This is a genomic window from Microcoleus sp. w1-18aA5 (assembly GCF_036701705.1).
Taxonomy (GTDB): Bacteria; Cyanobacteriota; Cyanobacteriia; order Cyanobacteriales; family Microcoleaceae; genus Microcoleus.
On record NZ_JAUPTE010000011.1, the window covers coordinates 35,503 to 61,150 of the forward strand.

The 25,648-nt window shown below is 47.0% G+C and carries 16 protein-coding genes; 6 read left to right on the forward strand and 10 right to left on the reverse strand.

Annotated features, from left to right (window positions below):
* Positions 1-61: 61 nt before the first annotated feature.
* From Q5691_RS05965 to Q5691_RS05975, 3 genes are all read right to left on the reverse strand, one after another.
* Complete coding sequence (locus Q5691_RS05965; protein WP_333213010.1) at positions 62-1,294, reverse strand: DUF445 family protein; 1,233 nt, start codon at positions 1,292-1,294, stop codon at positions 62-64.
* A gap of 96 nt (positions 1,295-1,390) precedes the next feature.
* Positions 1,391-2,092, reverse strand: a complete 702-nt coding sequence (gene ubiE / locus Q5691_RS05970; RefSeq protein ID WP_333213009.1) for a bifunctional demethylmenaquinone methyltransferase/2-methoxy-6-polyprenyl-1,4-benzoquinol methylase UbiE — start codon at positions 2,090-2,092, stop codon at positions 1,391-1,393.
* Between the two features lie 252 nt (positions 2,093-2,344).
* The gene (locus Q5691_RS05975; RefSeq protein WP_333213008.1) at positions 2,345-3,289 is read right to left on the reverse strand and encodes a response regulator; all 945 of its coding nucleotides are present in this window, start codon (positions 3,287-3,289) and stop codon (positions 2,345-2,347) included.
* A 156-nt stretch (positions 3,290-3,445) separates the two neighbouring features.
* On the opposite strand from Q5691_RS05975, the gene Q5691_RS05980 reads away from it, so the two are divergent.
* Complete coding sequence (locus Q5691_RS05980) at positions 3,446-4,540, forward strand: RuBisCO accumulation factor 1 (protein ID WP_333213007.1); 1,095 nt, start codon at positions 3,446-3,448, stop codon at positions 4,538-4,540.
* A 339-nt stretch (positions 4,541-4,879) separates the two neighbouring features.
* On the opposite strand, the gene Q5691_RS05985 is transcribed toward Q5691_RS05980, so the two are convergent.
* A complete protein-coding gene (locus Q5691_RS05985; RefSeq protein ID WP_333213006.1) occupies positions 4,880-5,887 on the reverse strand; it encodes a DUF4349 domain-containing protein in 1,008 nt (335 codons plus the stop codon).
* 166 nt (positions 5,888-6,053) lie between these two features.
* Between Q5691_RS05985 and Q5691_RS05990 the strand changes: the two genes are divergently transcribed.
* Positions 6,054-8,510, forward strand: a complete 2,457-nt coding sequence (locus tag Q5691_RS05990; RefSeq protein WP_333213005.1) for an ATP-dependent helicase — start codon at positions 6,054-6,056, stop codon at positions 8,508-8,510.
* A gap of 301 nt (positions 8,511-8,811) precedes the next feature.
* On the opposite strand, the gene Q5691_RS05995 is transcribed toward Q5691_RS05990, so the two are convergent.
* Positions 8,812-10,494: a tetratricopeptide repeat protein gene (locus Q5691_RS05995; RefSeq protein WP_333311842.1), complete on the reverse strand. Its 1,683-nt coding sequence runs from the start codon at positions 10,492-10,494 to the stop codon at positions 8,812-8,814.
* 610 nt (positions 10,495-11,104) lie between these two features.
* Between Q5691_RS05995 and Q5691_RS06000 the strand changes: the two genes are divergently transcribed.
* Positions 11,105-12,841, forward strand: a complete 1,737-nt coding sequence (locus tag Q5691_RS06000) for a pseudouridine synthase (RefSeq protein ID WP_333344159.1) — start codon at positions 11,105-11,107, stop codon at positions 12,839-12,841.
* A gap of 102 nt (positions 12,842-12,943) precedes the next feature.
* Here Q5691_RS06000 and Q5691_RS27655 read toward each other — a convergent pair whose 3' ends face one another.
* Together Q5691_RS27655 and Q5691_RS06005 are read right to left on the reverse strand one after the other, a co-directional pair.
* On the reverse strand, positions 12,944-13,096 hold the full coding sequence (locus Q5691_RS27655; protein WP_445242603.1) for a DUF6883 domain-containing protein: 153 nt from the start codon (positions 13,094-13,096) through the stop codon (positions 12,944-12,946).
* Between the two features lie 87 nt (positions 13,097-13,183).
* Entirely contained in the window at positions 13,184-15,706 is a 2,523-nt protein-coding gene (locus Q5691_RS06005) for an EAL domain-containing protein (RefSeq protein ID WP_333344161.1), read from the reverse strand.
* Between the two features lie 299 nt (positions 15,707-16,005).
* Here Q5691_RS06005 and dapB point away from each other — a divergent pair, with 299 nt between their 5' ends.
* The 3 genes from dapB to Q5691_RS06020 all read left to right on the forward strand — a co-directional run bounded on the left by dapB (position 16,006) and on the right by Q5691_RS06020 (position 17,871).
* On the forward strand, positions 16,006-16,833 hold the full coding sequence (dapB, locus tag Q5691_RS06010; protein WP_333344162.1) for a 4-hydroxy-tetrahydrodipicolinate reductase: 828 nt from the start codon (positions 16,006-16,008) through the stop codon (positions 16,831-16,833).
* Positions 16,834-16,920: 87 nt separating this feature from the next.
* Positions 16,921-17,631 (forward strand): phosphate ABC transporter permease, encoded by a 711-nt coding sequence (locus tag Q5691_RS06015; protein WP_333213000.1) that lies wholly within the window; start codon positions 16,921-16,923, stop codon positions 17,629-17,631.
* Positions 17,632-17,703: 72 nt separating this feature from the next.
* Complete coding sequence (locus tag Q5691_RS06020) at positions 17,704-17,871, forward strand: DUF4160 domain-containing protein (protein WP_333344163.1); 168 nt, start codon at positions 17,704-17,706, stop codon at positions 17,869-17,871.
* A 182-nt stretch (positions 17,872-18,053) separates the two neighbouring features.
* Here the strand turns inward: Q5691_RS06020 and Q5691_RS06025 are convergent, their stop codons facing one another.
* The 3 genes from Q5691_RS06025 to Q5691_RS06035 form a co-directional block, all read right to left on the reverse strand.
* On the reverse strand, positions 18,054-18,677 hold the full coding sequence (locus tag Q5691_RS06025) for a precorrin-8X methylmutase (RefSeq protein ID WP_333152258.1): 624 nt from the start codon (positions 18,675-18,677) through the stop codon (positions 18,054-18,056).
* A gap of 121 nt (positions 18,678-18,798) precedes the next feature.
* Complete coding sequence (locus Q5691_RS06030) at positions 18,799-19,605, reverse strand: TPM domain-containing protein (protein WP_333082425.1); 807 nt, start codon at positions 19,603-19,605, stop codon at positions 18,799-18,801.
* A 299-nt stretch (positions 19,606-19,904) separates the two neighbouring features.
* Positions 19,905-25,379, reverse strand: a complete 5,475-nt coding sequence (locus tag Q5691_RS06035) for a WD40 domain-containing protein (RefSeq protein WP_333213126.1) — start codon at positions 25,377-25,379, stop codon at positions 19,905-19,907.
* Positions 25,380-25,648 lie beyond the last annotated feature (269 nt).

The window sequence follows — 25,648 nt, forward strand, 5'->3', positions numbered from 1 at the left end:
TTTGGGCGCAAGTTGAGTGAATATTAGACTACAACAAATATCTCACAACTGCCGAAATAAATCACCGCTGAAGCAAAAGCACAACTGTCTGCAAACAGCCGACAAAAACGCCCAAAATGCCTCCTAAATTTACAATTCCCTGCAACTCACTTTTGACAATTCCCTGAATTGCTAACTCCAACTCTTCAGGAGAAGTACCTTTGACTCGATCGACAATCACCTGGTCAATATTCAAAATCGGGATAGCCTGAGCTACAATATTTTCTAAATCCCGCTCTAAATAACGCTCTAAAACCAAAGCCAGTTCTTTGCTGACAATTTCCAGGGAAGCGCTCATCACCGCTGAAGTTTGCAAGCGATTGAGAATCAACCGCGAAATATTTTCCCAGTCAATAGATTTGCTCAACCCCTCAAGTACATCTGTACCCCGCTGTTGAACATAGCTGCGAACACTGTCGCGCATAGTTTTTCGCAACTGTCTCACAGTCGAAACCGGTAAATTTTGCATCGACAAATTTTGCAGCCATTCCTGAATTCGCCCGCGAATCCCCAAAGAAATAGTTAACTCTGCTAAGCGCTGATTTGTGGCTTCTCTGTCATCCAGACAAAAAGTCCGCAGCCGAGTTAAAGTGTTCCGCAAACCAAACAAATTTGCTACTACCCAATAAGTGCCGCTGGTTTTTTCTCGAAACCCTTCATCGATGATCGAAATATTGCGATCCGTCAAAAAGTCAATTAAAGCCTGCCGCAGCACTTCCGGTGGTATTACTACCTGCAACAACCACTCAGCAAGCTGAGCCGCCTGAGCTTCCGTTAGCTGAATCTCCAGCAAAACTTGATCAAAAATTTGATTTAGCTGAGCTTCTAAAAAATCTTCCCGGCGTGCCAAAACTTTGAGAATTCGTGGCACAGATTCCCCCAGCAAATCTCGCAAAATGTTAGCGAGAATTTTAGCGGTTTTTTGCTCTGCGTCTGCTTTTACCTGATCCAGCGCCAACTGCAACAACCAGAGAATCACCGACTGCATCCGCTCGGTTTGCAGGAGGCGGCGCGCTAAGTTTTGCAGTTCCTGTGGCGTCAGCAGCGAACCCATAATTGTGTCGGAAATTCGCTTTGCTAAACGCTCTTGGTTGCGGGGGATCAAGCCTGGAGTGAAAGGCAACTTCCGCCCTTTGATGTAAATAGCTCGATAGGGACGGAACAGCATTTTGATAGCTATATCGTTAGTGAAATAGCCAATAATTCCTCCCACTACAGGTGGGGCCAACAACAGCCAAATGTCAGAGGGATTCATCAATAATTGGGAATTGGGAATTGTTGATTGTTGATTGTTGACTGTTAACTGTTAACTGTTGACTGTTGACAACTGACAACTGACAACTGACAACAGTCAACGGACTAATACCAATACTCCCATCATAGCTCCGGCAATGGGGTAGTGGGTGGCGGTGGCAAATCCGGCTTTGTTGGCGATCGCGACTTGCTCCTGGCCGATCGGGAATTTTTCTAAACTAGGATTAATATAAGCATATTCTTGAGTCATTCCAAATTGCTGAGCAATGGGCACTACGAGACTGTCTAGATAAAACTGCTGAAAGCTCCGCATTAGGGAATTGCTGGGGCGGTGGAGGTCGAGAATAGCTGCTTTGGCACCGGGTTTGAGTACGCGGTGCAATTCCTGAAGACTGCGGGGGATGTCAGTCACGTTACGTAGGCCATAACCCATTGTGGCGCAGTCGAAGTAATTGTCAGCAAAAGGCAAGTCTAGGGCGTCAGCTTCTACCCAGGAAATGGGACTTATAGGGGTGAGAAAAGGTATCGCGCGTTTGGCCGCCACGGCCAATTGTTCGGCAGAAAAATCTACTCCAAATACGCAACCCGTCGGCCCTGCTTGTTTGGCCAGCAACAAAGCTAGATCCCCGCTACCGCAGCACAAATCTAAACAAGTATTTCCGGGACCCGCACTGCTCCATTTCACCGCCATTTGCTTCCAAATCCGGTGTTGCCCAAAGCTCAACCAGTCGTTCAATTGGTTGTAAACTGGTGCAATTCGATTAAATATAGTTTTAATTTCTTCGGCGTTATTAGTCATTGGTCATTTGTCATTGCGAAAAAGGTGAAAAAGTGATTTGGGAAAAGGTGATTTGTCAGCCGGAACTAATAATTAATCCGTCCATTCATGTCATGCTGTCGCCAGTCATTAATGCTTTTTTATTTGTTAGCGATCGGTGATATGTTGTCTTTAATCATTGGTTGGCTATCATTTTCGACTCAAGACACAGAGCCGACTGATGACTGATGACTGATGACTGATGACTGATGACTAATGACTGATGACTGATGACTAATGACCCTGAAAACTCGTCAATACCAAAGCAACTTCTTGAGCGGCGAGGTGAACTGTTGTGAGTTCGTCGGGGCGCAGGGAACAAGGTTGCTTCCACTGCATGGAAATCAGGGCGATCGATCGACCTTTGTGAATCACCGGGATGCTCAGGTGAGCTTGAATGCCGGATTTCTGATAGTGCGGCAGACTCGCTAGGTTGGTGTCGAGCGCAATATTCACAGCACCCTGAATTGTTTGAGAGGTAATTGCTTCTCGAACCAGAGGATCATCTGCCAGCCAATTTTCCACAGTTGCACCAGTGGTGTGACTGCCTTGGACTGGTATTAAAACATTTCCTTCCACCAGTTGCAAAATGCAAGAGTCCGCCAAAAAATTATCACTTATAGCAGTAGCAATTGGATCTAAACTTGCTTCCAAACTCGGATAATCCACAGCCGTTTGCATGATTGTTGCTAACAGTTGTATTTGAGTTTGGGCGCGATCCAATTCCTCAGTCCGCTGCTTGAGAATTTCATAAGTCTCGGCTGCCTTTTGCACCACCATTTTCAATTCGTTCGGGTCCCAAGGCTTGGTGATATACTTGTAAACCTGTCCTGAGTTAATCGCATCTACCAAGTCTTCAATGTCCGTAAAACCAGTCAAGATAATTCTGACCGTATTCGGAAACTGGGGCACGGTTTTGCTCAAAAACTCCGTTCCCTTCATTTCGGGCATCCGCTGGTCGGAAATGATCACGGCGACCTCGCCTTCGATGCCGAGGACTTCCAAGGCGCGAATTCCGCTCTCAGCTTTGAGAACGTTAAAATCTCGTCGGAAAGTGCGGTAGAGTAAATCCAGATTGTCTGGTTCGTCGTCTACTACCAGCATTTTGGGCTTTTTCGGTCTGTGTAGGGTCATGAGCTGGCGTTTAATTTGATCTAGCTCTGAAATGGCATTATCCATAACAATACGATAAACTCCCCTTCGTAAATTTAGGCGAGCAACTATTCTGTAACAATAGTCTCATAACTCACTTACTATTAATCTATCGCTCTGCCGCGACACGAGCCTTGCCGGTATCCAATAACACATAACTTAGCGCTAGTTTTTGATTCAATTATGACTGATACACCGCAAGATTCCTCCCCTCCTGCATCTGCACCCTCCACCAATGCTGTGGATGCTGAAAAGTTAATTCGATCGCTCCGCCGCAAAGAAGGCACTTGGGTAGAGTGGGGACAGGCCTGCACAGCACTGCTAAAAGCTGGCTACAACTCTCAAAGGATTTTTGAAGAAACTGGTTTTGAGCCAATTCAGCAAAATCAAGTAAGCGTAGCAGCCCAAGTTTACACCAGCATGGTAAATGCTGGGGCTTCAGAGGAAGTTCGATCGCACTTTTTAGGCAAAGGTAGCGATATCTTATACGAGTTTCGGATTCTCTCTCAAGTAGAGCGTGCCGGGGCCGCTGCTTTGATGCTAACCCACAATTTGGATGTTGACGATGCTCGCCAAGTTGCTAAAGCGATCAAGGAGTTTTCGCACTTCGGGAGTCTCCCCCAAGGGTTCACAGACACTCCCGGCGATGCTATGGCTTACCAATGCTGGCAATTAGCGAGACAGAAAAGCGATTTGCAAGAGCGATCGCGCTTAATTGCTCGCGGTTTAAAATTAGCTAGCAGCCCAACCGCTAGGGCGCAAATCGAGCAGTTGCTCGTTGATTTTACCGTCGTTTCCAGACGGGAAGCGCCCCGCTTGCCCGTCTATCGGCTGGATACCGAAGAACAATTGCCGCGCGTTGTCCCGGTTGTCGGCAAATTGCCGCTTTCTACGACAGATTTGCTGGCAGTGCCTTTGCCGGAGGAAATCGAGCCGTTCCGAATGGTAAAATTTTCTGGAGCCGGAGCTTGGGTGGCGATTCCCGGATGGCAGGTAATTTTGAACGCTGAAGATCCGGTGGCTGTTTTGGAAATGAGCGATCAATTGCCGGTACCGCTGCAAGGCAAAGTTGAAGAAGTTTTGATTATTGCCGATCGAGCCCACAGACAGTGGGATGCTGACAGTTATTTCCTCGCCGATAACGCTGGCAATTTAGAATTGTACTGGTTTGAACAATCCCCGGATATTCCTATTTTGGGCCGAGTTGTTCTGGTGATGCGTCCGAAAAAGATTGTGGATGAAGACTATACCAAAGATGGATGGCAAATTGATGATTAGTCAGTTGGCAGTTGTCAGTTGACTGTTGACTGTTGACTGTTGGCAGTTGACTGTTGACTGTTGTTAGTTGCCAGTTGACTGTTGTTAGTTGCCAGTTGTCGTTGGTTTTAATAACGGTTTCTCCGGCTGTTCCACAATAGATAAATTTTATGTGGGTGGAATGACTACTGACTACTGACTACTGACTACTGACTACTGACTACTGACTAATGACTAATGACTAATGACTACTGACTACTGACTACTGACTAATGACTACTGACTACTGACTACTGACTAATGACTACTGACTACTGACTACTGACTACTGACTACTGACTACTGACTACTGACTACTGACTACTGAGGCGGTTTCGGTTCTTGAATTTGCGGAACAGAATGCTGTTTCTTAAATCGATTAAAGCCGTAAACCGCAGCCCAAATTAACAGAAAATAAGGACTGTAAGCCAACAGCCAAATACCCAAACCAAACAAACCTAGCGTCAATTCACCCACAGAATGAGTTGCTTTCCCCCAAGTTTCCTGTACCCGCAAACCTAGAGAAGGTTCCTGAGTTTGTTGAGCCGATACTGCTGCTTCTAGAGTTAAGCTAATAGTCGAATATGCTACTTGATTTCGCAAACTTTTTAACTGAGCGTCAATGCGTTCGATCGACTCCCGAATATTGCTCAACTCTTGAGCAGCTTTGAGCACATCACCGACAGAACCCGATCGCTCCATAATTTTTAACACCATTTCCTCCGATTTGCGAAGGTTCCGCAGCCTAGCCTCATTGTCAACTAATTGATCGGTAACATCCTCAGCCGTCAGAGCACGGTTCTCTACAGTTCCGAGTTTTGCCAAAGCGTCTAAAGTAGTTTCTAACCGTTCTTGAGGCACGCGAATCTCCACAGACGCGGTTTGGCGGACACTCGAATCCGGCGGCTTTTGATTTTGGAAACCCAAGATATCGCCTTGCTGTTTTTCGACAATATTGGTAACAGATTTAGTGCTGGCGTCAATAGATTTGACAACTACGCTGAGTTCGGCTTTTTTAATCAGTTGGGGACGGGTTGCGGTTGTTTCTGCTGCTTTTTTTGATGCACCAGAAGTTTTTGACCTCTGGGCTGCTGGCTCGGGTGCTGGTGCTGATTGTGGAGCCGATGCGGTAACTTGGTTTTCACGGATGCTGGGTGAATCGGCGCCGCCTGGAGCGCTGCTGGACGTTTGAGCTCCTCCGCAGCTAGGCAAAGCAATTGTGGAAGATAAAGTTAAGAATACCGCAACAGCAAAACGAGTTGTGCTGTTGTTGGCTGGGTTTGGGTTTGGCTTGTGGGGCGGGGAATTGATTTTGAGGCGAGTTTTCATTTGGGTGACTCCTCTAAAAAAGGCTTGGGTATTGAATTTTATGCTGGTTTTAATTTAAGCTCGAATAGATAGCGTTAGTTTAGCCGATACCGAAATGGAAACGGTAGAGGTTGCAGATTTTTTTATTTTTAACCGCAGATGAACGCAGATAAACGCGGATGTAATAATGACTGATGAATTTGATTCTGATTTTATGCGATCGACAACCAATATCGATCGCCCTGGCAACATTTCCTCTGGGTTAGACTCTGCGGCAGTTTTGCGAGAACAAGCTTGCCTTAAAATTCGCGAAAGCTTGCGTGCGGGCCAGCAGGACATGGCGGATTGGCAAGGCGGCCCCCTTGCTGTTTCGGCGGTTCCGGGAGCCGGGAAGTCTACGGGAATGGCTGCTGCGTCGGCAATTGCGATCGCCCGCAACCAGCTTCACAGCCGTCGCCAGTTAATTGTCGTGACATTTACGCGATCGGCTGCTGCTAATATTAAAGCTAAAATTCGGGAAAGATTGGCCCAATTGTCTTTATCTCAAGGCGGTTTTGCGGTGCACACTTTGCACGGTTTAGCTTTGAATATTGCGATGCGCCATCCTGATTTGTCGGGTTTAAATTTAGAAAATTCAACCTTAGTTACTCCTACTCAAAGTCACCGATTAATTCGCACCTGTGTAGAACTTTGGATTGCGGAAAATCCCCGCCGATATCAAGTTTTGTTGGAAGGACAGCAATTCGACGGAGAGGAAACGGAGAGGCTGCGGCGACAATCGGTTTTGCGGACGGAAATTTTGCCGCAGGTAGCTAAAACTGTGATTCACGAGGCGAAATCTTCTGGTTTATTTCCCGAACAGTTGTTAGAAATGAGCGCTCTTGATAGTGGGGACGGTTATGAGATTTTAGCGGTAGCTGGGGGTTTATATCAAAAATATCAGGCTTTGTTGAGGAGTCGGGAATTCATCGATTACGACGAAATGATTTTAGCAGCTTTGCGGGTGTTGGACAATCCGAAGGCGAGGGCGATCGAGCAAAAGCAAGTATTTGCTGTTTTTGAGGACGAAGCGCAGGATTCTACACCTTTGCAGACTCGGCTTTTGGAAACATTGGCGATCGATCCCGATCATCCTACTTTACCTCCCAATTTTATCAGAGTTGGCGACCCAAATCAAGCGATTAATTCTACTTTCACTCCCGCCGACCCGATTTATTTTAACCAATTTTGTGATGAGTGCGAAGTAGAGAATAAGTTAGCTACAATGGACGGTGCCGGCCGCAGCACCCAAGTAATTATCGATGCGGCTAACTTTATGTTGCAATGGGTAAATGGTTCGGAATTAGCGAAACATGAAAAGCCTTTTCGCGACCAAACTATTAAGCCCGTACCCAGCGATGACCCGCAGCAGAATGCAAATCCGGCTCCCCTTGGTCGAGGCTTAGAATTGCATACTCCCCGCGATATTTACCATACAGTAGAGTTAATTGGTCAGCGGGTAATTGAGTTAGTTGAGGAATTTTTACCAGCCGATTTTGAATTTACAAAAACTGAAAAAGCTATCGATTCAGGCGAAGAAGCTACCGATGGGGAAAGTAGTGCAAAATTGCCGTTAGAAAATCTGAAATCGATGGCTATTTTGGTGCGGGAAAACAAACAAGGCAAGTTTATCAAAGAAGTGCTGGAAAATCCTCAAAAACACGGATTAAGCTTTGATTTGCGGAAATACGGGATTAAAATTGAGGATGTGGGAGAGCGGGACAGACATTCTCAAGTGCCTTGGGAAATCTTAACACTGCTGCAATTTCTCGATCGCCCGCACTCTCCAGACTACCTGAAAGCAGCGTTAAAGATTTTGAGCGATCGGCAACTGATCCCCAAACAAGACTACAATGCTTTTGCGACTAGCCCCGAACAATTCCTTTACCCAGGCCCCCTAGACCCCCAGCAGTCAGACCCCGTTCGCAAATGTCGCTATTTTTGCTGCGGTTTGCTGCAAGCTAGCTTAGAACTGCCACCCTACCAAATCATTTCATTCTTAGCCTTAGCGCTGCAATACGACCAAACAGAATTAGCCACCGCCGACAAATTAGCAGAACGGGTAGCAATCCAAACAGCCGGCAACAATTCAATGCACAATATTTTGGGCGTACTAAGCGAAATTGTCAGTTCCGAAAGATTTGAACCTGTGGATGCAGACGACAAAATAGAAGAACGTTATACCAGCAAAGGTCAACTAACCATTATTACCATGCACAAAGCCAAAGGACTGGATTGGGATTGTGTATTTTTGCCGTTTCTGCACGAACAAACCATCCCCGGAAATTTGCGAGTTTTGCCACAAACCCGATTTTTAGGAGATTTCACTTTAGCAGAGGTAGCACGAGCACAAATTCGAGCAAGTTTGCACGAAAAATATCCTTTACCAAATCTAGGCGAAGCCTGGGAACAAGCAGGTTATTTGAAAACAGCCGAAGAGTTTCGACTGCTGTATGTGGCGATGACGCGAGCAAAAAGCTTGCTGTGGATGGCGGCGGAGAAAAAAGGGCCTTTTACTTGGAACAAACCAGAGAATTTACAGGAGCAAAAACCTTGTCCGATAATGCCTGTTTTGAAGCAGAGATTTCCGAGTAATGCTATATAAAAAAAGTAAAAACTAAGCTGAGGTGCATCAGCTTATCACAAGTTATCTGGCGTTATAAAATCCCTATCTTTGTCGCATAATCAACTTAATTCGATTGTTAATTGTGCATTTAAATTGTATGTTGAGGGCGGTCTTTCCGGCCCAACCCCTACTCCCCACAAGAGTTAAAATTTATTTTACCATGCAATTTAAATGCGGATTAGCTTATTTGCAGGGGAAGTTCAGGTTAAAACTTTACCCCAGCGCTGCGTTACGAGGAACAAAGCAATTTCAAAACTCCAAACTATTCGTCAATTTCCACTTACCACTTTCCTGACATCGCGCCCTTGAGTCTTAATTCTTCTCGACTGACTAAAGCTTCGTAGTAATCGGGTTTGATTTCGAGGGCGACTCCGTAAGAGCTAATGGCATCTTGAGTTCGCTGCAATTTTTGCAAAACGTCGCCCCGCTGCGCCCAAGCTTCCCAGTTGTCTGGCTTGAGTTGAATCACTTGGTCAAAAGCGACGAGTGCTTGGGAATAGTTCTGCATTTCCCCTAGGATCAGACCTCGCTGTACCCAGCCTTGATAGTTATCGGGCCAGACAGTAATTGCTCGATCGTATGATGCTAGAGCTTGTTCGTACTGCTGCAATTTTGACAAAGCGTTGCCACGTTTCAACCAAGCTTCAAAATTGTCTGGCACGATTTTTAGGACGCGGTTGTAAGCTGTGACGGCTTCTTCGTAACGCTGCAATTTTTCCAGCGCGGCGCCTTGCTGCAACCCTACTTTTGATGTAATTTCTGCTTCTGAAGTCAGAGAGATTACTTTATCAAAACAGGCGATCGCTTCTTCGTATTGCTGTAATTTTTCCAAAGCTTCGCCTCGCAAGTTCCAAGCTTCTAGAAAATTACCTTCAATTTGTAGGGCATTGCTGTAAGCGATAATTGCCTCTTTGTAGCGTTCCAATCCTGCCAGGGCGATGCCTCTACCCAGCCAAGCTTCGGGAAAATTCGGATTAATTTGAACTGCTTGGTCAAAAGCAGCGATCGCCCCTTCAAAATCTCTCGATTCTGACAGTGTTTGACCGCGCCCGATCCATGCTTCGGGATAAAAAGAATTAATTTGAATTGCCCGATCGAAACAAGCAATTGCCGCGTCTGCCCACTGGTGTTTGAGGGCCATCCCTTTATAAAACCAAGCTTCGCAGTCGTTGGGCTGCATTTGCAGTACGCGATCATAAGCTGTCACCGCTTCTGCATATTTGTGCAATTTTGCTGAAGCAATGCCTCGATTGAACCAAGCCAGACTATTTTGTGGTTGCAGTTGAATGGCGCGATCGTAAGAAGTTACAGCTTCAGCGTAGCGTTCGGCTTTCATCAAAGCCAAACCTCGGTTCAGCCAAGCTTCCCAATTAGTCGGGACGAGTTTCAGCGCGCGCTCGAAAGCGGCAACGGCTTCAGGATAGCGCTCCGCTTGAACCAACACGTTGCCTTGCCGATACCACATGGCGGGTAAATTCGGATGAAGTTGGGTTGCTTTTTTGTAACAGGTTGCGGCTGCATCCCACTGCTGCAATTCCTCTAAAACTCTGCCGCGCTGATACCAAGCTTCGTGCTTTTCTGAATTGATTTGAATAGCGGTGTCAAAAGCGGCGATCGCTTCTGAGTGATTTTGCAAACTTAACAGCCCTGTGCCGCGCAGCATCCAAGCCCAGTATTCTTCGGGATTAATTGCTGTAGCTCGATCGGCGCAGGCTACGGTTTCTGCGTAGGAATGCAGTTGCTTGTAAGCTTTGCCCAGATTCAGCCACGCCCTGGCCCAGTCCGGCTTGATTTGAACCGCTTTTCCGTAGCAAAGGACTGCCGCTTCGTACCTTCCTGCGGCGTACAATCTATTGCCCCGATCGTAATCTGGAAATGCTGCTAAAATTCTTAAAATTGGCGGCAGCAGAGCTGGTTGGGGGTTTGAGGAGTTTTCTGGAGCCGAAGTCGAGAGGTCTGGCATACGCCTTTCACATAAAAATTTAGTGGGATAACAAGCTTGCGGTCTTATATATTAACTTATGCTTTTCTTAATCTCGCTGCTGTTTTGAAACAAATTTAGCATATCAGGCTTGGTGCAACCAATCCTTTTTACTTAATTCTACTAGGTATAAAATTATGCACCCTTCCCACTTTCGGTACACCCATGTAAGATACGGTCAGTCGATTTTCGATTTTCGATTTTCGATTTTCGATTTTCGATTGACCGAAAGCATCCAGGATACAAGCCCCCGGATTAATTCCGAAAGCAGACTCAGGACCCAGAAATAAAAAACCTGTATCCGATGAAACTTGCCCCCCGAATTTATCCGTGGGGTCAGTCGATTTTCGATTTTCGATTTTCGATTTTCGATTTTCGATTCTCGATTTACCCCACAGATAAATCTGGGAGTTTGAACTAGGGTCGAAAATTTTTATCTTTCCACGACTCCTGTACGTGGCAGCGTATCCGTTTTTGTGCTGGGTCAATGCTTAAATCTAAAATCTAAAATCTAAAATCTAAAATAGATTGACCGAAAGCATCCAGAATACAAGCAGATATGCCCTAATTCAGATTTCAAACCAAATTTAATATGTTAGAAATGCACGCGCTTTTAGATGTCACGGACTGTCATTGGGAGTCGATCGACTCGCAGCCGAATTATTGGTACGAAGGCCGTTGTCCTCAAAGTGGCGAACTGCTGAGACTGCCGCGCACTCTAATTTCCGAGGATCTCGCGCGGGGTTTGATGCAATACCTGGCGGCTGACGACTCCTACGATCGCGAAGGGAAGATGTACGGCATATTACTGGTGGAGATGCCTTCGGGGGAACAGGGGATACTCAAAGCATTTTCCGGGCTGCTGAACGGTTGCAGCATTGTTGAGGGCTGGGTGCCACCGATTCCGGGACGAGATCGTGTTGCTTTCGAGGAAGCCCGCACCTTAACTGAATTGGAGGCGATGAAACAGGAACTTATTGCACTCAATCAACTCCCGCAGCGACAAGAGTATGCAGCCTTATTTCGGGAGTTTGAAGTGCAAATGCAAGTTTTGAGCGATCGGCATCGCAATTGCAAGCAGCAGCGAGATGAAAAACGCCAGTTACTGTGTCAAACTCTCCCAGCAGAAACACTAGAAATTGCCCTGGAACAACTGAATCAAGAAAGCCGTTTGGAGAAAATTGAACGCAGGCAATTGAAACGACAGCGGGATGAAACATTGCAGCCACTCAAACAATTAATTGAAGCTGCGGATCGACGGATGCGGGCGCTGAAACAGCGGCGAAAAGAACTTTCCCGCGAACTTCAGACGCAAATGCACGCGGCTTACACTCTGGTGAATTTTTTGGGGACATCGCGATCGATCTCCTCATTGATGCCAACTAATTCTATTCCCACTGGCACCGGCGACTGTTGCGCGCCAAAATTGCTTCACTGTGCTGCAGTACACAATCTGAAACCGCTGGCAATGGCTGAGTTTTGGTGGGGGCCGCCATCGGGGGATAAGATACAGGGAGAATTTTACGGTGCTTGTGGCGATCGGTGTCAGCCGTTGATGGGTTTTTTGCTGTCAGGATTAGCTCAAAATCCGATTGTTTCTAATATAAATGGGGGTTTGACGGGCGGGCTAGAAGCCCAACCCTTACTCCCCACAAGCAATAATTTTTCTTGTGGAACGGGCATCTTACTCGTTACGCAAATGCTACCGATTATCTATGAAGACAATTGGTTGATTGCGGTCAATAAACCTTCGGGATTGCTGTCAGTTCCAGGTCGTTATTTTGAAAATCAAGATAGTGTTTTTAGTCGTTTGCGTAACTTGTTACCTGATAGTTTTAATTTGACAGTCGTGCATCGTTTAGATTGGGAAACATCGGGAATTTTGCTTTTGGCATGGGACAAAGAAACTAGCAGTCAACTCAGACAGCAATTTGCAAAAAATCAGGTTCACAAAGTTTATGAAGCGGTGCTTTCGGGTACTGTAAAAGTTGATGCGGGGACGATCGCTCTCCCACTTTGGGGCGATCCAGAAAACCGCCCTTACCAGCAAGTCAATTGGGAGTGCGGAAAACCCAGTGTTACTCGTTTTCAGGTAATGGTGAAAGAGGGAAATCATACTCGCGTCGAGTTTTTGCCGCTGACGGGACGCACTCATCAATTGAGGGTTCATGCAGCGGATGTTCGAGGGTTAGGGATACCGATTTTGGGCGATCGACTTTACGGATGTCGGGCTGCTGCGAATCGCCTACACTTGCACGCGCGGGAACTTTCGTTTGAGCATCCGCAGTTGGGAGAAAAGCTGCACTTACAGGCAGAAACACCTTTTTGAGCTAAGGGCGATCGGGCAATGATCAATATCTGTAGAATAACAAGTAATTGCTTCAGCATCAAGAGTTTTAATTGAAATCTGTGCTAACAGTAAGTCATAGTTTTATTGATTTAATCCTAAACAACCCTGAAATATTACAGCTTTATCGCTACCGAGAGCGTTATCTAAATTAAGAGGATACTCTGTTAATTTTCGAGGAGCGATAACGAGATAGCTGACAATTTTTTCAGGTTTACCTAGCAGTAATTTTAGCACCTAACATATTAGAGAGCTGCTTTGGGAACCCGATGGACTTTTAATTTTAGCTCTAACGTACAATAACTAATAACTAATAACCCACAACTACCACTGCGGATCGGAAGCCATCAAAGCAGTCGCAGCCTCGCTCGGTAACGGCTTAGCAAAAAAATAACCCTGACCATATTCGCAGCCGATCGACCTCAACCTAGCTAATTGTGCCGCCGTCTCCACACCCTCAGCAATCACATCCATACCCAAAGCATGAGCCAGCGCTACAATCGTCCGCACGATCGCCACATTCTCCCCCTCGCTTTCGAGTTCCATCCGCCCCACAAACGACTTATCAACCTTCAAAGTATCCGTAGGAAACCGACTCAAATAACTCAACGACGAATAACCCGTACCAAAATCATCAATTCCCAACTTGACATTTAACGCTTTCATCTGCTTCAAAACCGCGATCGCCGACTCCACATCCTCCATCACCACACTCTCAGTAATCTCCAACTTCAAACTCTCGGCATTCAAACCCGTTGTTTCCAAAATCACCTGAATGCGATCGACCAAATCTGGCTGGGCAAACTGCTTTCCCGACAAATTTACACTCATAATCAAAGCTCGATCGAAACCAAACATTCCCTCCCAAAGCTCCAACTGCCGGCAAGCCTCCTCCAACACCCACTCACCCAGCGGCACAATTGCCCCCGTTTCCTCAGCCACCGGAATAAACTTCATCGGCGAAATCAAACCTCGCAGCGGGTGCTGCCAACGCACCAAAGCCTCAAACCCAATAATCTTCCCGCTTGCCAAAGATACAAACGGCTGGTAATGCAGCAAAAACTCCTGACGCTTGAGGGCCATCCGCAAATCAGTTTCCAACTGCAACCTTTCCACCGCCAAATCGTGCATCGAAGCATTAAACACCTGATACCTTCCCGTTCCCAAAGCCTTTGCCCGGTACATCGCCGTGTGGGCGTCCCGCAGCAAGTGTTCCGGCTGTTCACTGACAGTAGCAGCCGGTTCGCCCCCCAGCGCAATCCCGATGCTTGCCGTCAAAAACACCTCCTGCCCCTTCAACTCAAAAGGCACAATTAAAGCTTGGTGAATTCGAGTGGCCAAATCCACCGCAGTAGCAACATCAACATTCCTCACCAAAATCGCAAAATCATCACCCCCCACCCGCGCCACCGTATCGGCGCGACCAATACTTGTCCTCAACCGCAACACCACCGCCATCAGCAGTTCATCCCCCGCCAAATGACCCAAAGAATCATTAATCACCTTAAACCTGTCTAAATCCAGAAACAGCACCGCAAACAGATAGCTGCGGCGGCCCCTAGTATTGGCGATCGCCCGCCCCAGACAATCCACGAACAAATCCCGGTTGGGCAAACCTGTTAGAGAATCGTGAAAAGCATCGTAAAGCTTCCTGTAAGCACTGACACTCACACCAGTCACAACCAAACCCAAAGTCGGCGACACCAGCGGTATCCACCCACCCCCAGTAAAAATCCCATAACTAATCCCCAACAGTCCCATCAATCCCGCAGCCCCAGCCAATCCCGCCCTCACAGGATGCTGAATCCGCCAAGCCAAAACCCCGCCAATCATCGCCCAAGCACCGTTCCACAAAATTTCCGCCCATTCCGGCCACACCCAAAATAGCGATCGCCCATCCAAAACCGCACTCAATATTTGGCTGAGCATTTGTGCGTGCAGCAACACCCCCGGCATTTTCGGACTTTGCTTTTTAACCGGGCTGTAGGGCGTCAAAAACAAATCTCTGGTACTCGGTGCCGTCGTCCCAATCAACACAATCTTGTCCTTAACCCAGCTTGGGTCAATTTCTCCCTTCAATACCTGCCTGATACTGACTTGTCGCGCCACCTCCTTACCAGAACGGTATTTGAGCAGAATTTGGTAGCCTTTGGCGTCGAGATTTGCATAGCCGCCACTGTTAGAAGTTAAAGGCACAAATTCTGCCTTTCCCCAATTGATTTGGTGGGGATGAACAGGGCTATTTTTCTGCTGTACTCTGTCTTTGAGATACAGCAAAGCCACTTGCACAGAAAACGATAAAGCAATCTTTTTGTCGGGTTGCGAGACTGAAAGCAAATTGCGGCGTACAACGCCATCAGGATCGAGTACGAAGTCGTTAAAACCGAGCCGATCGGGCGGTATCCCCGGAGGTGCAGGCACTCCCTGACTTTCTGAATCGCTCAATTTATAGATCGCCACCACATTCGGTGCTTTCAGCGCGGCCAGCAATTCTTCGTGTTCCGGCGGTTGAGGCAAATCCCGGTACAAATCCAAACCGATGACTTTTGGCTGATACTTTTGCAGTTTTGCCAAGGTTTGAGCGATCACACCGTCGGAAATCGGAAATCTCCCTAAAGCTTGAATATCGGCCTCAGAAATTCCCACTACCAGCAGTCGCGGATCGGGGCCCGAATCTGGCTGCAAGCGCACTAACGAGTCAAAACTCCCCAATTCCAGGCTTTGCAGGCCTCCCAACTGCCGAACTCCCATATTCAGCAGCGTTACAGTCGCGCCCGCAAGCATTGCAGGCAAAATCCTAACCCGTCGGTTTTGAGAACTCAGGTTGAGACCAGTTGCGACAGACATGACATATCGAAGATTTCGAGAGAATTTGGCAGTCACAGAAAAAATATGTCGGTGCAAATTAGCTTTGCAGTCTGTTCTTACAGAATTGAGCTTAATATGAGATTGAATGTAATTTTTTCAGAACTTCTGCCGCCACCGAGTTTCTTTAAGCTAATTACTCGATTTGGCAAAATATTTCTCGAATCTGAACCGGGTTTTGGAAGATTGGCCGACCAATCCTGTCTTTCATTCCTTGTTTACCCAAATTCCCACAAGCGTTAAAATTTAGTCGATCAAACTTTCAGGATATTTTTGAGATTATGGCGAATCAACTTCCGATTCCGGTGATTGTTAACGGTGCTGCAGGCAAAATGGGCCGCGAAGTAATTAAGGCGATCGCCCATGCTAGTGACATGACCTTATTTGGGGCTGTAGACCGCTCTCCTGAGTGCCTCAACGCCGATGCCGGGGAATTAGCCGGATGCGGCCCGTTAGAAGTTCCCATCACTGACGACTTGCAAGGAATGCTGGTCTTAGCAGCTCAGGAAAAGCAGTTAGGGGTGATGGTAGATTTTACGCACCCTTCGTCTGTTTATGAAAACGTGCGATCGGCGATCGCTTACGGTATTCGCCCGGTAGTCGGCACTACTGGTTTGAGCAGCAAGCAAATTGAAAACTTAGCTGAATTTGCTGATAAAGCGAGCACAGGGTGTTTGATCATACCCAATTTCTCGATCGGCATGGTTTTGCTCCAACAAGCCGCCGTCACGGCATCTCAGTATTTTGAACACGTAGAAATTATCGAGCTGCACCACAATCAAAAAGCCGACGCTCCCAGCGGTACGGCAATTCAAACTGCCCAAATGTTAGCAGAGATGGGAAAAACTTTCAATCCTCCAGAAGTTGAGGAAACCGAAAAATTAGCCGGAGCTCGAGGTTCACTGGCGGATGAAGGGATTCGCATTCACAGCATCCGTTTACCCGGTTTAATTGCCCACCAAGAGGTAATTTTTGGCGGTGCCGGTCAAGTTTATACTTTACGACACGATACGAGCGATCGCGCTTGTTATATGCCCGGAGTCTTGCTGTCTATACGCAAAGTCATTGAATTGCGATCGCTCGTTTACGGTCTGGAAAAAATCTTGTAGGTAATTGGTAATTGGTAATTGGTAATTTGTTACTACTGCCAACTGCCAACTGCCAACTGCCAACCGCCAACTGCAAAATGACTAATTATGCTAATTCCATTAACCCGCGAAACCTTTCAAGAACTAATTCCCGCCGTCGCCACGGGAGCGCAATATAAATATATCTGGGGAAAACCGCCCGATTTTTTGAGGCGAATGTTAATCTCTGCCGTCACCGTAGTTTTCCTCCTGGTAGTTTATAACTTCGTCGGTTCCGATGTCGGGCCGCTAGTTTTAATCACCGGATTGATAGCTGGTTTGTACTGGCTGTGGGGGCCGATTTTGTGGGCGAGTTTGCGGAATGCAGAATGCCGCAAATATCAATACTGCGGTTTTTGGCAAGGACGAGTTTTGGATATATATATTACAGATGAAGTCACAAGTCAAGAAGAAACAGTCAATCAAAAAGGACAACTCGTAATAGTTGACAACCTAGAACCACGAATCAACTTAGAAGTTGGCGACAAAACCGGATTTACTACTACACTTCGAGCTCCATTGCGGAAAGATCATCAAGGCATTGTCCCCGGCCAAGCTGCTTTAATGTTAATTATGTCAAATCAAGAAGATTTAGGCAGAATTGCCAAAGTTTCAGATATTTATATTCCCAGCCGTGACGTGTGGGTGAGCGACTATCCTTATTTACGCAGAGATTTGTTTGTCGAGATGAGCCAGCAAATTAAAAAAGGTAGGAAAAAAAACCGCGATCGCACTAATCAAAGCAGAGATGTAAAAAGGCGATCGCCCGCTGATTATTAATATTGATAGTAGCCACAAATTTAAGAGCGAGTGCAGGTTAAAATTCTGACAAAATTCACAAGATAGCGGCTAATGCCTGCGGTTTTTCAGGTTAGCCCCTACAGTTTCATCTTTTTTAGTTCCGATCGAGGCGAACCCGCCCACATTCATGTTACGCGCGATCGGCAACTTACCAAATTTTGGATTAATCCTCTATTTCTCGATAAAAATCGAGGCTTCAAAGAGCATAAATTATCCTAAATCCGGCTCTAAATACCCCCTTTATTTTTTAGTCTCTTAGAGAGAGACGCAAGGCAAGTCTAGGATGGGTTTCAACCACCGAGTCTTACCAAGGGGGTTTTGAAACCGAATTTAGTATTAGTTCCAGGTTTCAGATTCATCTGTCGAGTCAATCTAACATCTCAACTCGACTAACTTTTCGATCAACTGTTTCCCTCTTGGCCGTAAGCTTGCCAAGCCAAATCCACCAGCCCGTTAACAATAGCCACAGCCACCACCGCAGAACCCTTGCGGCCCTCAATCCGAATGTGAGGAATCATCGAATCATGCAGTCGCGACTTAGCCACGTCCACCCCCACAAACCCAGAAGGAGTCCCAATCACCAAAGCCGGTCGAATTTCCTCCGATTCAATCAAATCCACGATCGCCGACAAAGCAGTTTGAGCCTGGCCCACCACAAAAATCCCTTCAGGATAGCGTCTTGCCAAAGTTTCAATCCCCCAAGCCGCCCGCGTCCTTTCCTTTTGGGGGCGTGTCAAAGCCTCCATCGAACAGTAAACCGGATTTGCAAAGGTACTTTGGATTTGTGGCGTAATGCCCACCTGCACCATCGGCACATCTACCACGATCGTAGTTCGAGCAGCCAAAGCCGCCGCCCCAGCCTGCAAAGCCTGATCGGAAAAACTAATTAAAGACTTGTACTCAAAATCAGCAGTAGCATAAATCACGCGGCGGACTATTTCGTACTCCGCCGCGGAAAAACCGTGGTCGCCAATTTCGTTATCGATTAATCCCAGACTCTGGGCATCGCTTACGTGCCATTCCATTTGTTGGATAGCTGTCGCCTCTGAGTTGTCAGGTATCAGCTTACCAGCTTTTAGTCATTTGTTGACTGGTGAGTAACATCTACCAACTGCCAACTGCCAACTGCCAACTGCCAACTGAAAACTAAGTTTCCGACGATGAAGAAGATTTGCCCAACACCGGAGTCAGGAATGCCACCAAAACTCCGATCGCAAAACCAGCCACATTCCGAACCACAGGCAACCAGTCAGAAGTCCGAGTCACCACCGGCCCAAGTCCGAAGGCGAAAAACAGAATGCCCCACAGCGGCGAAAAAATCAGCGCCCACTGCCAAGCCACAACCTGTCCCGGCTTCCGAGGTTGAGCCGCAAACCCGCAGATGACGCCGCCAACCACCGAGGTAATTAACGTCAGAACCCACTGTTCCCTCGGCAAACCGGGAACCACGCGGCATCCGCCCTGACGCAAACAGCCTTCTATCGACTCCAAAGATTCAATAATTGCTCGATCTTCCCCATTGTCCCGCACAAAAAATTGATTACCGTAGCGGGTTTGCAGTTCCACCCAAAAAGTGCGCGGCAGCAGCGGATACAGCGAGTCGCCCACATTAAAATTGAGCAAATTGCCCCCTCGGGGGTCAGCAACTAGCAACACACTCTTGTCATCTAGCCCCCAATAGCTTTTGACAGCCAAACCGGGCGTGCGATCGTACTGAGTCAGCACTCGCAGTTTCCAGCCGGTTTCGGCTTCAAATGCCTTTAAATTTTTTGCCAAATTTTGTTCTTCAATATCTGTGAGGGCTTTAGCTAAATCAATGATCGGCGTCTGAGTTGACGGCAACAAATCGGGATTATTGAAAGCGTGGGCTGCTGGTGCGATCGTCCACACGGACAAAGCCAGACAAAATGCGACAACAGATGCTAGAAATTTTCGCGGGAAAAGCTGTGACATAGGAACTTATAATCCGGGTCTTAATTGTGAATGCTAGCTGGTGGTCTTAACCAGAGGATAAGAGAAAACTCATATTTCTTTACAATTATTTACTTTACAGGAAGCCGAGAGCAAGGGGAAGGAAAAAATAGTTTTTGAGAAAGGGGGAGGGGGAGGGGGGGAGAGAGGGAGAAAGTAGCGATCGAGCTCATCAAGGGGGTGAGTAAAATCTAAAATGCACTGAATCCCCCAATCGAAAATCTAAAATCGAAAATCGAAAATCGACTGAATCCCCCAATCGAAAATCTAAAATCGAAAATCTAAAATCGATTTGGTTTTGCCCCAACCCCCTCACAAAGACCCCGATCGCGATCGCTCACATTAGGATTAGTTCTCAGATAATCCCCCACCCAGTCGCAGCCCCTCACCAACAAATCATCAAGATCCAAATTCCACAAAATCACCCGATTATCTCGGCCCGCAGAAGCCAGAACCTTCCCATCCGGGCTAAAACTCACGCTCATCACGCTATCCTTGTGACCCGTCAAAGTTTTCAGCAAAGTCCCGCTGCGACTCCAAAGCTTCACCTTATGATCGTAACTACCCGAAGCAACCAACAAACCATCCGGGCTAAAACCCACGCTAGTCACGCTGTCGCTAGAACCCTTCAGCAGCGTCGCCACCAAAGTCCCATCTACCTTCCACAATTTCACCGAATTGTCGTAACCAGCCGAAGCCAGCATTTTGCCATCAGGGCTAAAAGCAACCCCCAACACAAAACTGTTGTGAGCTCCTTCAAAAGTTCTCAGCAAACGACCATCCCGATTCCAGAGTTTGAGAGTACCATCATCGCTGGCAGAAGCCAGCATCGAGCCGTCGGGACTGAAAGTCACCCCAGTCACCCAGCCTGTGTGTCCCGTCAAAGTCTTAATCAGCCTGCCGTTTCTAGTCCAGAGTTTCACAGTCTTATCCTTGCTAGCCGTTGCCAGAACCTCGCTATCGGGGCTAAAACTCACGCTCATCACGCTATCGGCGTGGGCGTCGAGAGTGAACAGCACAGAAGGCGAACACGGGAATAGCGGAGCCGAAGGACAAGGCAGAATATTATTCATGCCATCTTCTGTCAAACTCCAGACTTTCACCGTTTTGTCGTAACTCCCAGAAGCAAGTAGCTGGCCGTCGAGGCTGAAACTGACGCTGGCGACTCTCTGAGTGTGTCCTTCCAAGGTTTCTAGCAAAACTCCCGTGCGACTCCAGAGTTTGATAGTTTTGTCCGTAGAAGCAGAAGCCAGCCTTTGGCCGTCGGGGCTAAAAGTAACGCCTTGCACCCGGTTTTGGTGTCCGTCGAGGGTTTTGAGCGGCACGTCATCGAGTCGCCACAGCCTGATAGTTTTGTCAAAACTTGCCGAAGCCAAGGTTTTGCCTTCCGGGCTAAAACTCACCTGAGTAACTCGATCGGCGTGTCCCTCAAAAGTTCTCAGTAAGCGACTCTCTGGTTTAATGTTGCTAGCATCGGTTGGGCGTTTGTCGCCAACACCAGCAAGATTCCAGAGTTTGACAGTCCCGTCTGCACTTCCCGAAGCAAGTGTTTGACCATCGGGGGAGAAACTGACACCAAATACCCACTTGCTGTGTCCCCGCAAAGTGGTTAGCAGTTCACCTTTTTTAGCTGGTGTTGAATTTTCTGTTGGTGGGTGTTTGAGTGCAGCGATGCTCCAGATTTTTACAGTTTTATCTTCACCCGCACTGGCGATCGTTTCACCATCGGGGGAGAAACTGACGGTGTAAATTTTCGAGGGTTGTTTGTTTTCGCTGTGCCATAAATTAGCGATCAACCGGCCGTCAGAACTCCACAGTTTCACAGTACCGTCATCGCTCGCCACAGCGATTATTTTGCCGTCGCGGCTGAAGCTTAGCCAATTTACGGGAGCAAATTGTTCGATCGTTCGCAGCAGCGTGCCATCGGTTTTCCAAAGTTTGATAGTTTTGTCTGTAGAGCCACTGGCGATCGTTTGACCGTCCGAGCTAAAAGCAACGCTGGTAACGCTATTAGTATGCCCTTTGAAAGTTGCCAGCAAACTGCCGTCATTTTGCCAAATTTTGACAGTTTTATCTAAACTTGCCGAGGCTATGCTTTTGTTGTCGGGACTGAACGCCACACAGGAGACACTGTTAGTGTGGCCTTTGAAAGTTGCCTGCAAACTGCCGTCGCGCCGCCAAAGTTTGACTGTTTTATCTACACTGGAAGAAGCTATTGTTTCGCCGTCTGGACTGAAGCTAAGACCCCAAACTACATCGCCGTGTCCTTCCAAGCGGTTGCGTTCTTTAACTCCATAAACTGCCTGCTGCAGGGCGGCAGAAATCAGAATTTCGGTGTCTTTGAGAGTAGACATTTGTTGGGAGTGTTCGATCTGTTTCCACTTTTTACCAGCTCTCAAACTTTCCATCATGGCGTCAAATTTGTTGTTTGAGAAATAAAGTGCTTCAGAAGCGGCTGTCAGGGTACTGATTTCCGCTCGCTGAGTTTGAGCGACAGCTAGCTGTTTTTGACCCACAGCCCGCCACCAAAAGTTTACGGCGGCGATGGTGGAACTGGTTAGCAGCATGACGCCGATCACTGCTAATCCCAGCAGTTGTTTGAGAAAAGTATTGGCTCGGTAGAGCTGTACTTGACTCATTTTTTTGTCTGCTTCTGCTTTGTGCAGTCTGGCTTCTAAGCCGAATCTTTGGCGGATCGGTCGCACTAAATAGTCGTGTACTAATTGATAGCGGTCTTCGGGCGCTTCCCGTAGCAGAAATAGCAAACCATGACCAACTAAAATGTCTAAAATTAAGTCGAGGTTGTCGGTTTTATTTGGTAGGCTTTCAGGGTCTTTGGCGAACTGTCGCTGTAGGGAAATTCTGTTTCTGCCGATCGCCGATAATTCGGTTTCGCGGGCATCGACTGGCTGCTGACCTGTAACTAACGAGAGTTCGTGTTTGGTTTTTATCAGTCTAACGCCTCTTTCATCTGTCAGAGAAAACAAGATTTTCCAAGCTGCGTCTTCGTTAACTGGTCCACAGTCAGAGATGACTCTTTCGAGCGATCGTTTCACTAATTCCGCTTTGGGATTGTCCCCCAACTGCTGGTATTGTGCTAGACTGGTAATACCTTCTTCTTGCAGTTGCGCTCCTACTACCTGCAATTCGATTGGTCGCACTTCTTGCAGTTCGTCTGCTAAATCTTCTACGAAGGCATCGATCAGTGCCGGCTCTAAATAAAATTCTGCCCGTTCTGTTAAGTGTCCGATGACAGCCCGCGCGTCTTTGATAGAAAAACTCCGCAGTTGGTAGCGGATGCTTTTGTCGAGAATATTATTGTTAATAGCATCAAGATTTGGGAAGCGATCGCAATCTAGTAAGTAGTGCAAATAATCTTCGCGCAAGCACAGAATTATTTTGACATAAGGCAAATTCAAAAACAAACGCAAAAAATTATAAAAAAGTTGTCTTTGTGCCACTGAAGTCGAAACAAAGAAAAACTCTTCAAATTGATCGAAAATCAGCACAGTCAACAAATTATTTGTGGCATTTTCGCGCAACTGCTCTATAATAAAAGAAGAGACTTCCGAGCTGCGAGCAGGAATAACCGAGCAACTTCTTTTGTGGATTTCCTGTAGTCCTTTCGAGATTAATTTACTTTCCTCTTCGGCTTGTTTGTCGTACAGTGCGCTGTTCAAAGCATTTTCTAACTCTACCAACCAGTCGGTGTAAACTTTGACTACTACGGGCAATGTATCGCGCGCGCCCGGAGTAATATTTTTCAAAGCTGGTACTAAGCCGGCATTGACTAGAGAACTTTTCCCGACTCCGCTGGGCCCGTGAATAATAGTTAATTTATGGTCGTCCCTGCTAATTCTTTCTAGCAAGCTATTGATATCTGTTTGCCGCGAGTAAGCTGTCATGGAGGCTGCGATGGCAGCTTGGTTTTGAGCTGAGGGGCCTGAAGGATTGACCGCTTGGCGCTGCTGCTGCAATTGGCTGGCTCCGATAAAAGCTCTAAATCCGTATTGATATTCGATCGAACGCTGGGTTTTTTTAATCCGAAACGCTTTAAGATACTCTCCCTGCTCGAAATAAACCGCTTGCAATTCCGTCAAAATATCGATGTAAAGTCGGGGGTCGTACTTCGGCTCGCTTTGAGATTGAGCCAACTCCAAAGAATGAACCGCGGCTTCCCACTGCCCTAGCTGTCGCAAACTTCTGGCTAAAAGTAAAAGATACGAACTCCTGTCGGATTTGGGATGTTGGATTTTAGATTTGGGTTCGTTACTTAACTCGTTAGAACCCACAATTTCTGGATAATTTCCCTCAAAGCCCAATCTCAAATCTTCAATCAACAATCTCAAATCATTAGGCGTTTGATCCAAAATCGCCAAAGCCAACTCGGCTAGTTGGCGGGCTTGACTCCACCTCGACTCTTGCAGGGCAACTTCAGCCAAAAAGCCGTAATCTTGAGCTAGTTGGCTGGGAGTACCGTAAGTGAAGTGCAACTGCAAAGAATTTTCAGCTAATGCTTGCAACTCTCCCCAAGCTTTCAGGCGCTGCAGCACTTCTCCGAGGTGTGCTGTCACCTCAGCTACCAATTCCGGGCGTGAGGCAAGGGAGAAAGCGTTTCTAGATTTTTCCAGGCTAATCCACGCTTGTTCCCAGTGCTGGCGGTTGGCTACCGGGTTTCTGGCTGCTTGTAAGCGGTGACACAGGGCTATGTGAAACAGCACTATGCCTTCTCTCTCTAAAAATAAAATTTTGGGGACAGGATTCGACAAGGAGGAGAAGGTTTCTGGGTTTTCGGAATGTTCCAAGTTTGCTAGTTCCCAGTTGCCCGTTTTCTGCTGCCAAAATACTAAACTTTCTTGGTAGTGAATTAAGGCAGTTTCGGTTTGGTCGCTGACATAGTAATCTCGACCGAGAACGAATTGCAGGCTGGCTTTGAGGGCGGGTTCTAATTCTTCACCGCGATTTTGTAAATCTCTTAAAGCTAATTCTAGTTCTCGGCGTGGCAAAGAGCCGATCGCCAAATCGAAGGTATTGCCCGGACTCAATGGCGAATAGGAGTGGACATCTGATTGTCGTCGGTTTTGTGGCCGTGAGTTAAAAGTTAGAAAGCGTTCTCCAGGGCTGATTTCGCGATCGAGGTCGCTTTTTTCGCACTGGCTTTCGCAGGTCTCACAATTAGCGATGGTGCTGACGTTGCTACTGGCGAGTTCTTGATTGAGTTCGCCTATTTTAAAGATAGTATCGGCTCGCCTAGCGAGAAAATTAATTAATTCGTCAACGCCCATTTCAAATTTAATTGTGGCTGCGGCCCAACTTTTGAAATCCGGGGCCAGACGAATCATTTTGGTCACGATGTCATCTGTTACCCACAAAATCACTGGGCAGGAAAAATTTTTGCGAAACTCGTCTCGCACTTGATTGGTAGAAGCCATCAGTTCGTCGATCGCTACTACTGTTTCTAAACCAAATACCATCAAAGCCGAGGCAGAAACCACAGACGAGTACCCCTCTTGGAAAGTGCTTGCCTGCAGAGTAGTGTAAAGGGTTTTGACTGAAGCTGGCAGGACGATATCTTGAATTGGAACTGGGGACACTTCTCGCAGCCGCTGCGCTATTTGCTGGCGCAACTGCTTGTAGTTGCAGCGCACCAAAATTAGCGAGAATTGGTGTTGAGACATTGTGATTGACCTGACCAGAGTTTTGAGCGATCGCTCGTTGTAGTTGGCAGTTTCTTGTACCTTAATTAGATCGGTCATGCGTGCACCTCTTTTGCATTAATCAATTACCTAACGCTCGCCAATCGTGACTGAAAGCGTATCTACTTAGACAGCGCCGTCTCTGTCTGACGCCTTATCTCTGTATAAATACGTAGTTTTTCCTACTTGTTCTATCAATACTTACATAGTTATTAGATCCAATGTAAAGATATCATACCTCTCAATCTCAGAGAATGCTAGACTTCCCAATAAAATTTTAAGGTTATCTTAGATATTTTTATTCAGCTATACATAAAAGACTACAGATC

What these genes read in the sequence shown, in the direction of transcription:
- Q5691_RS05965 (WP_333213010.1), bottom strand. Translation starts at nt 1,294, where the DNA reads ATGAATCCCTCTGACATTTGGCTGTTGTTGGCCCCACCTGTAGTGGGA.
- ubiE (WP_333213009.1), bottom strand. Translation starts at nt 2,092, where the DNA reads ATGACTAATAACGCCGAAGAAATTAAAACTATATTTAATCGAATTGCA.
- Q5691_RS05975 (WP_333213008.1), bottom strand. Translation starts at nt 3,289, where the DNA reads ATGGATAATGCCATTTCAGAGCTAGATCAAATTAAACGCCAGCTCATG.
- Q5691_RS05980 (WP_333213007.1), top strand. Translation starts at nt 3,446, where the DNA reads ATGACTGATACACCGCAAGATTCCTCCCCTCCTGCATCTGCACCCTCC.
- Q5691_RS05985 (WP_333213006.1), bottom strand. Translation starts at nt 5,887, where the DNA reads ATGAAAACTCGCCTCAAAATCAATTCCCCGCCCCACAAGCCAAACCCA.
- Q5691_RS05990 (WP_333213005.1), top strand. Translation starts at nt 6,054, where the DNA reads ATGACTGATGAATTTGATTCTGATTTTATGCGATCGACAACCAATATC.
- Q5691_RS05995 (WP_333311842.1), bottom strand. Translation starts at nt 10,494, where the DNA reads ATGCCAGACCTCTCGACTTCGGCTCCAGAAAACTCCTCAAACCCCCAA.
- Q5691_RS06000 (WP_333344159.1), top strand. Translation starts at nt 11,105, where the DNA reads ATGTTAGAAATGCACGCGCTTTTAGATGTCACGGACTGTCATTGGGAG.
- Q5691_RS06005 (WP_333344161.1), bottom strand. Translation starts at nt 15,706, where the DNA reads ATGTCTGTCGCAACTGGTCTCAACCTGAGTTCTCAAAACCGACGGGTT.
- dapB (WP_333344162.1), top strand. Translation starts at nt 16,006, where the DNA reads ATGGCGAATCAACTTCCGATTCCGGTGATTGTTAACGGTGCTGCAGGC.
- Q5691_RS06015 (WP_333213000.1), top strand. Translation starts at nt 16,921, where the DNA reads ATGCTAATTCCATTAACCCGCGAAACCTTTCAAGAACTAATTCCCGCC.
- Q5691_RS06020 (WP_333344163.1), top strand. Translation starts at nt 17,704, where the DNA reads ATGCCTGCGGTTTTTCAGGTTAGCCCCTACAGTTTCATCTTTTTTAGT.
- Q5691_RS06025 (WP_333152258.1), bottom strand. Translation starts at nt 18,677, where the DNA reads ATGGAATGGCACGTAAGCGATGCCCAGAGTCTGGGATTAATCGATAAC.
- Q5691_RS06030 (WP_333082425.1), bottom strand. Translation starts at nt 19,605, where the DNA reads ATGTCACAGCTTTTCCCGCGAAAATTTCTAGCATCTGTTGTCGCATTT.
- Q5691_RS06035 (WP_333213126.1), bottom strand. Translation starts at nt 25,379, where the DNA reads ATGACCGATCTAATTAAGGTACAAGAAACTGCCAACTACAACGAGCGA.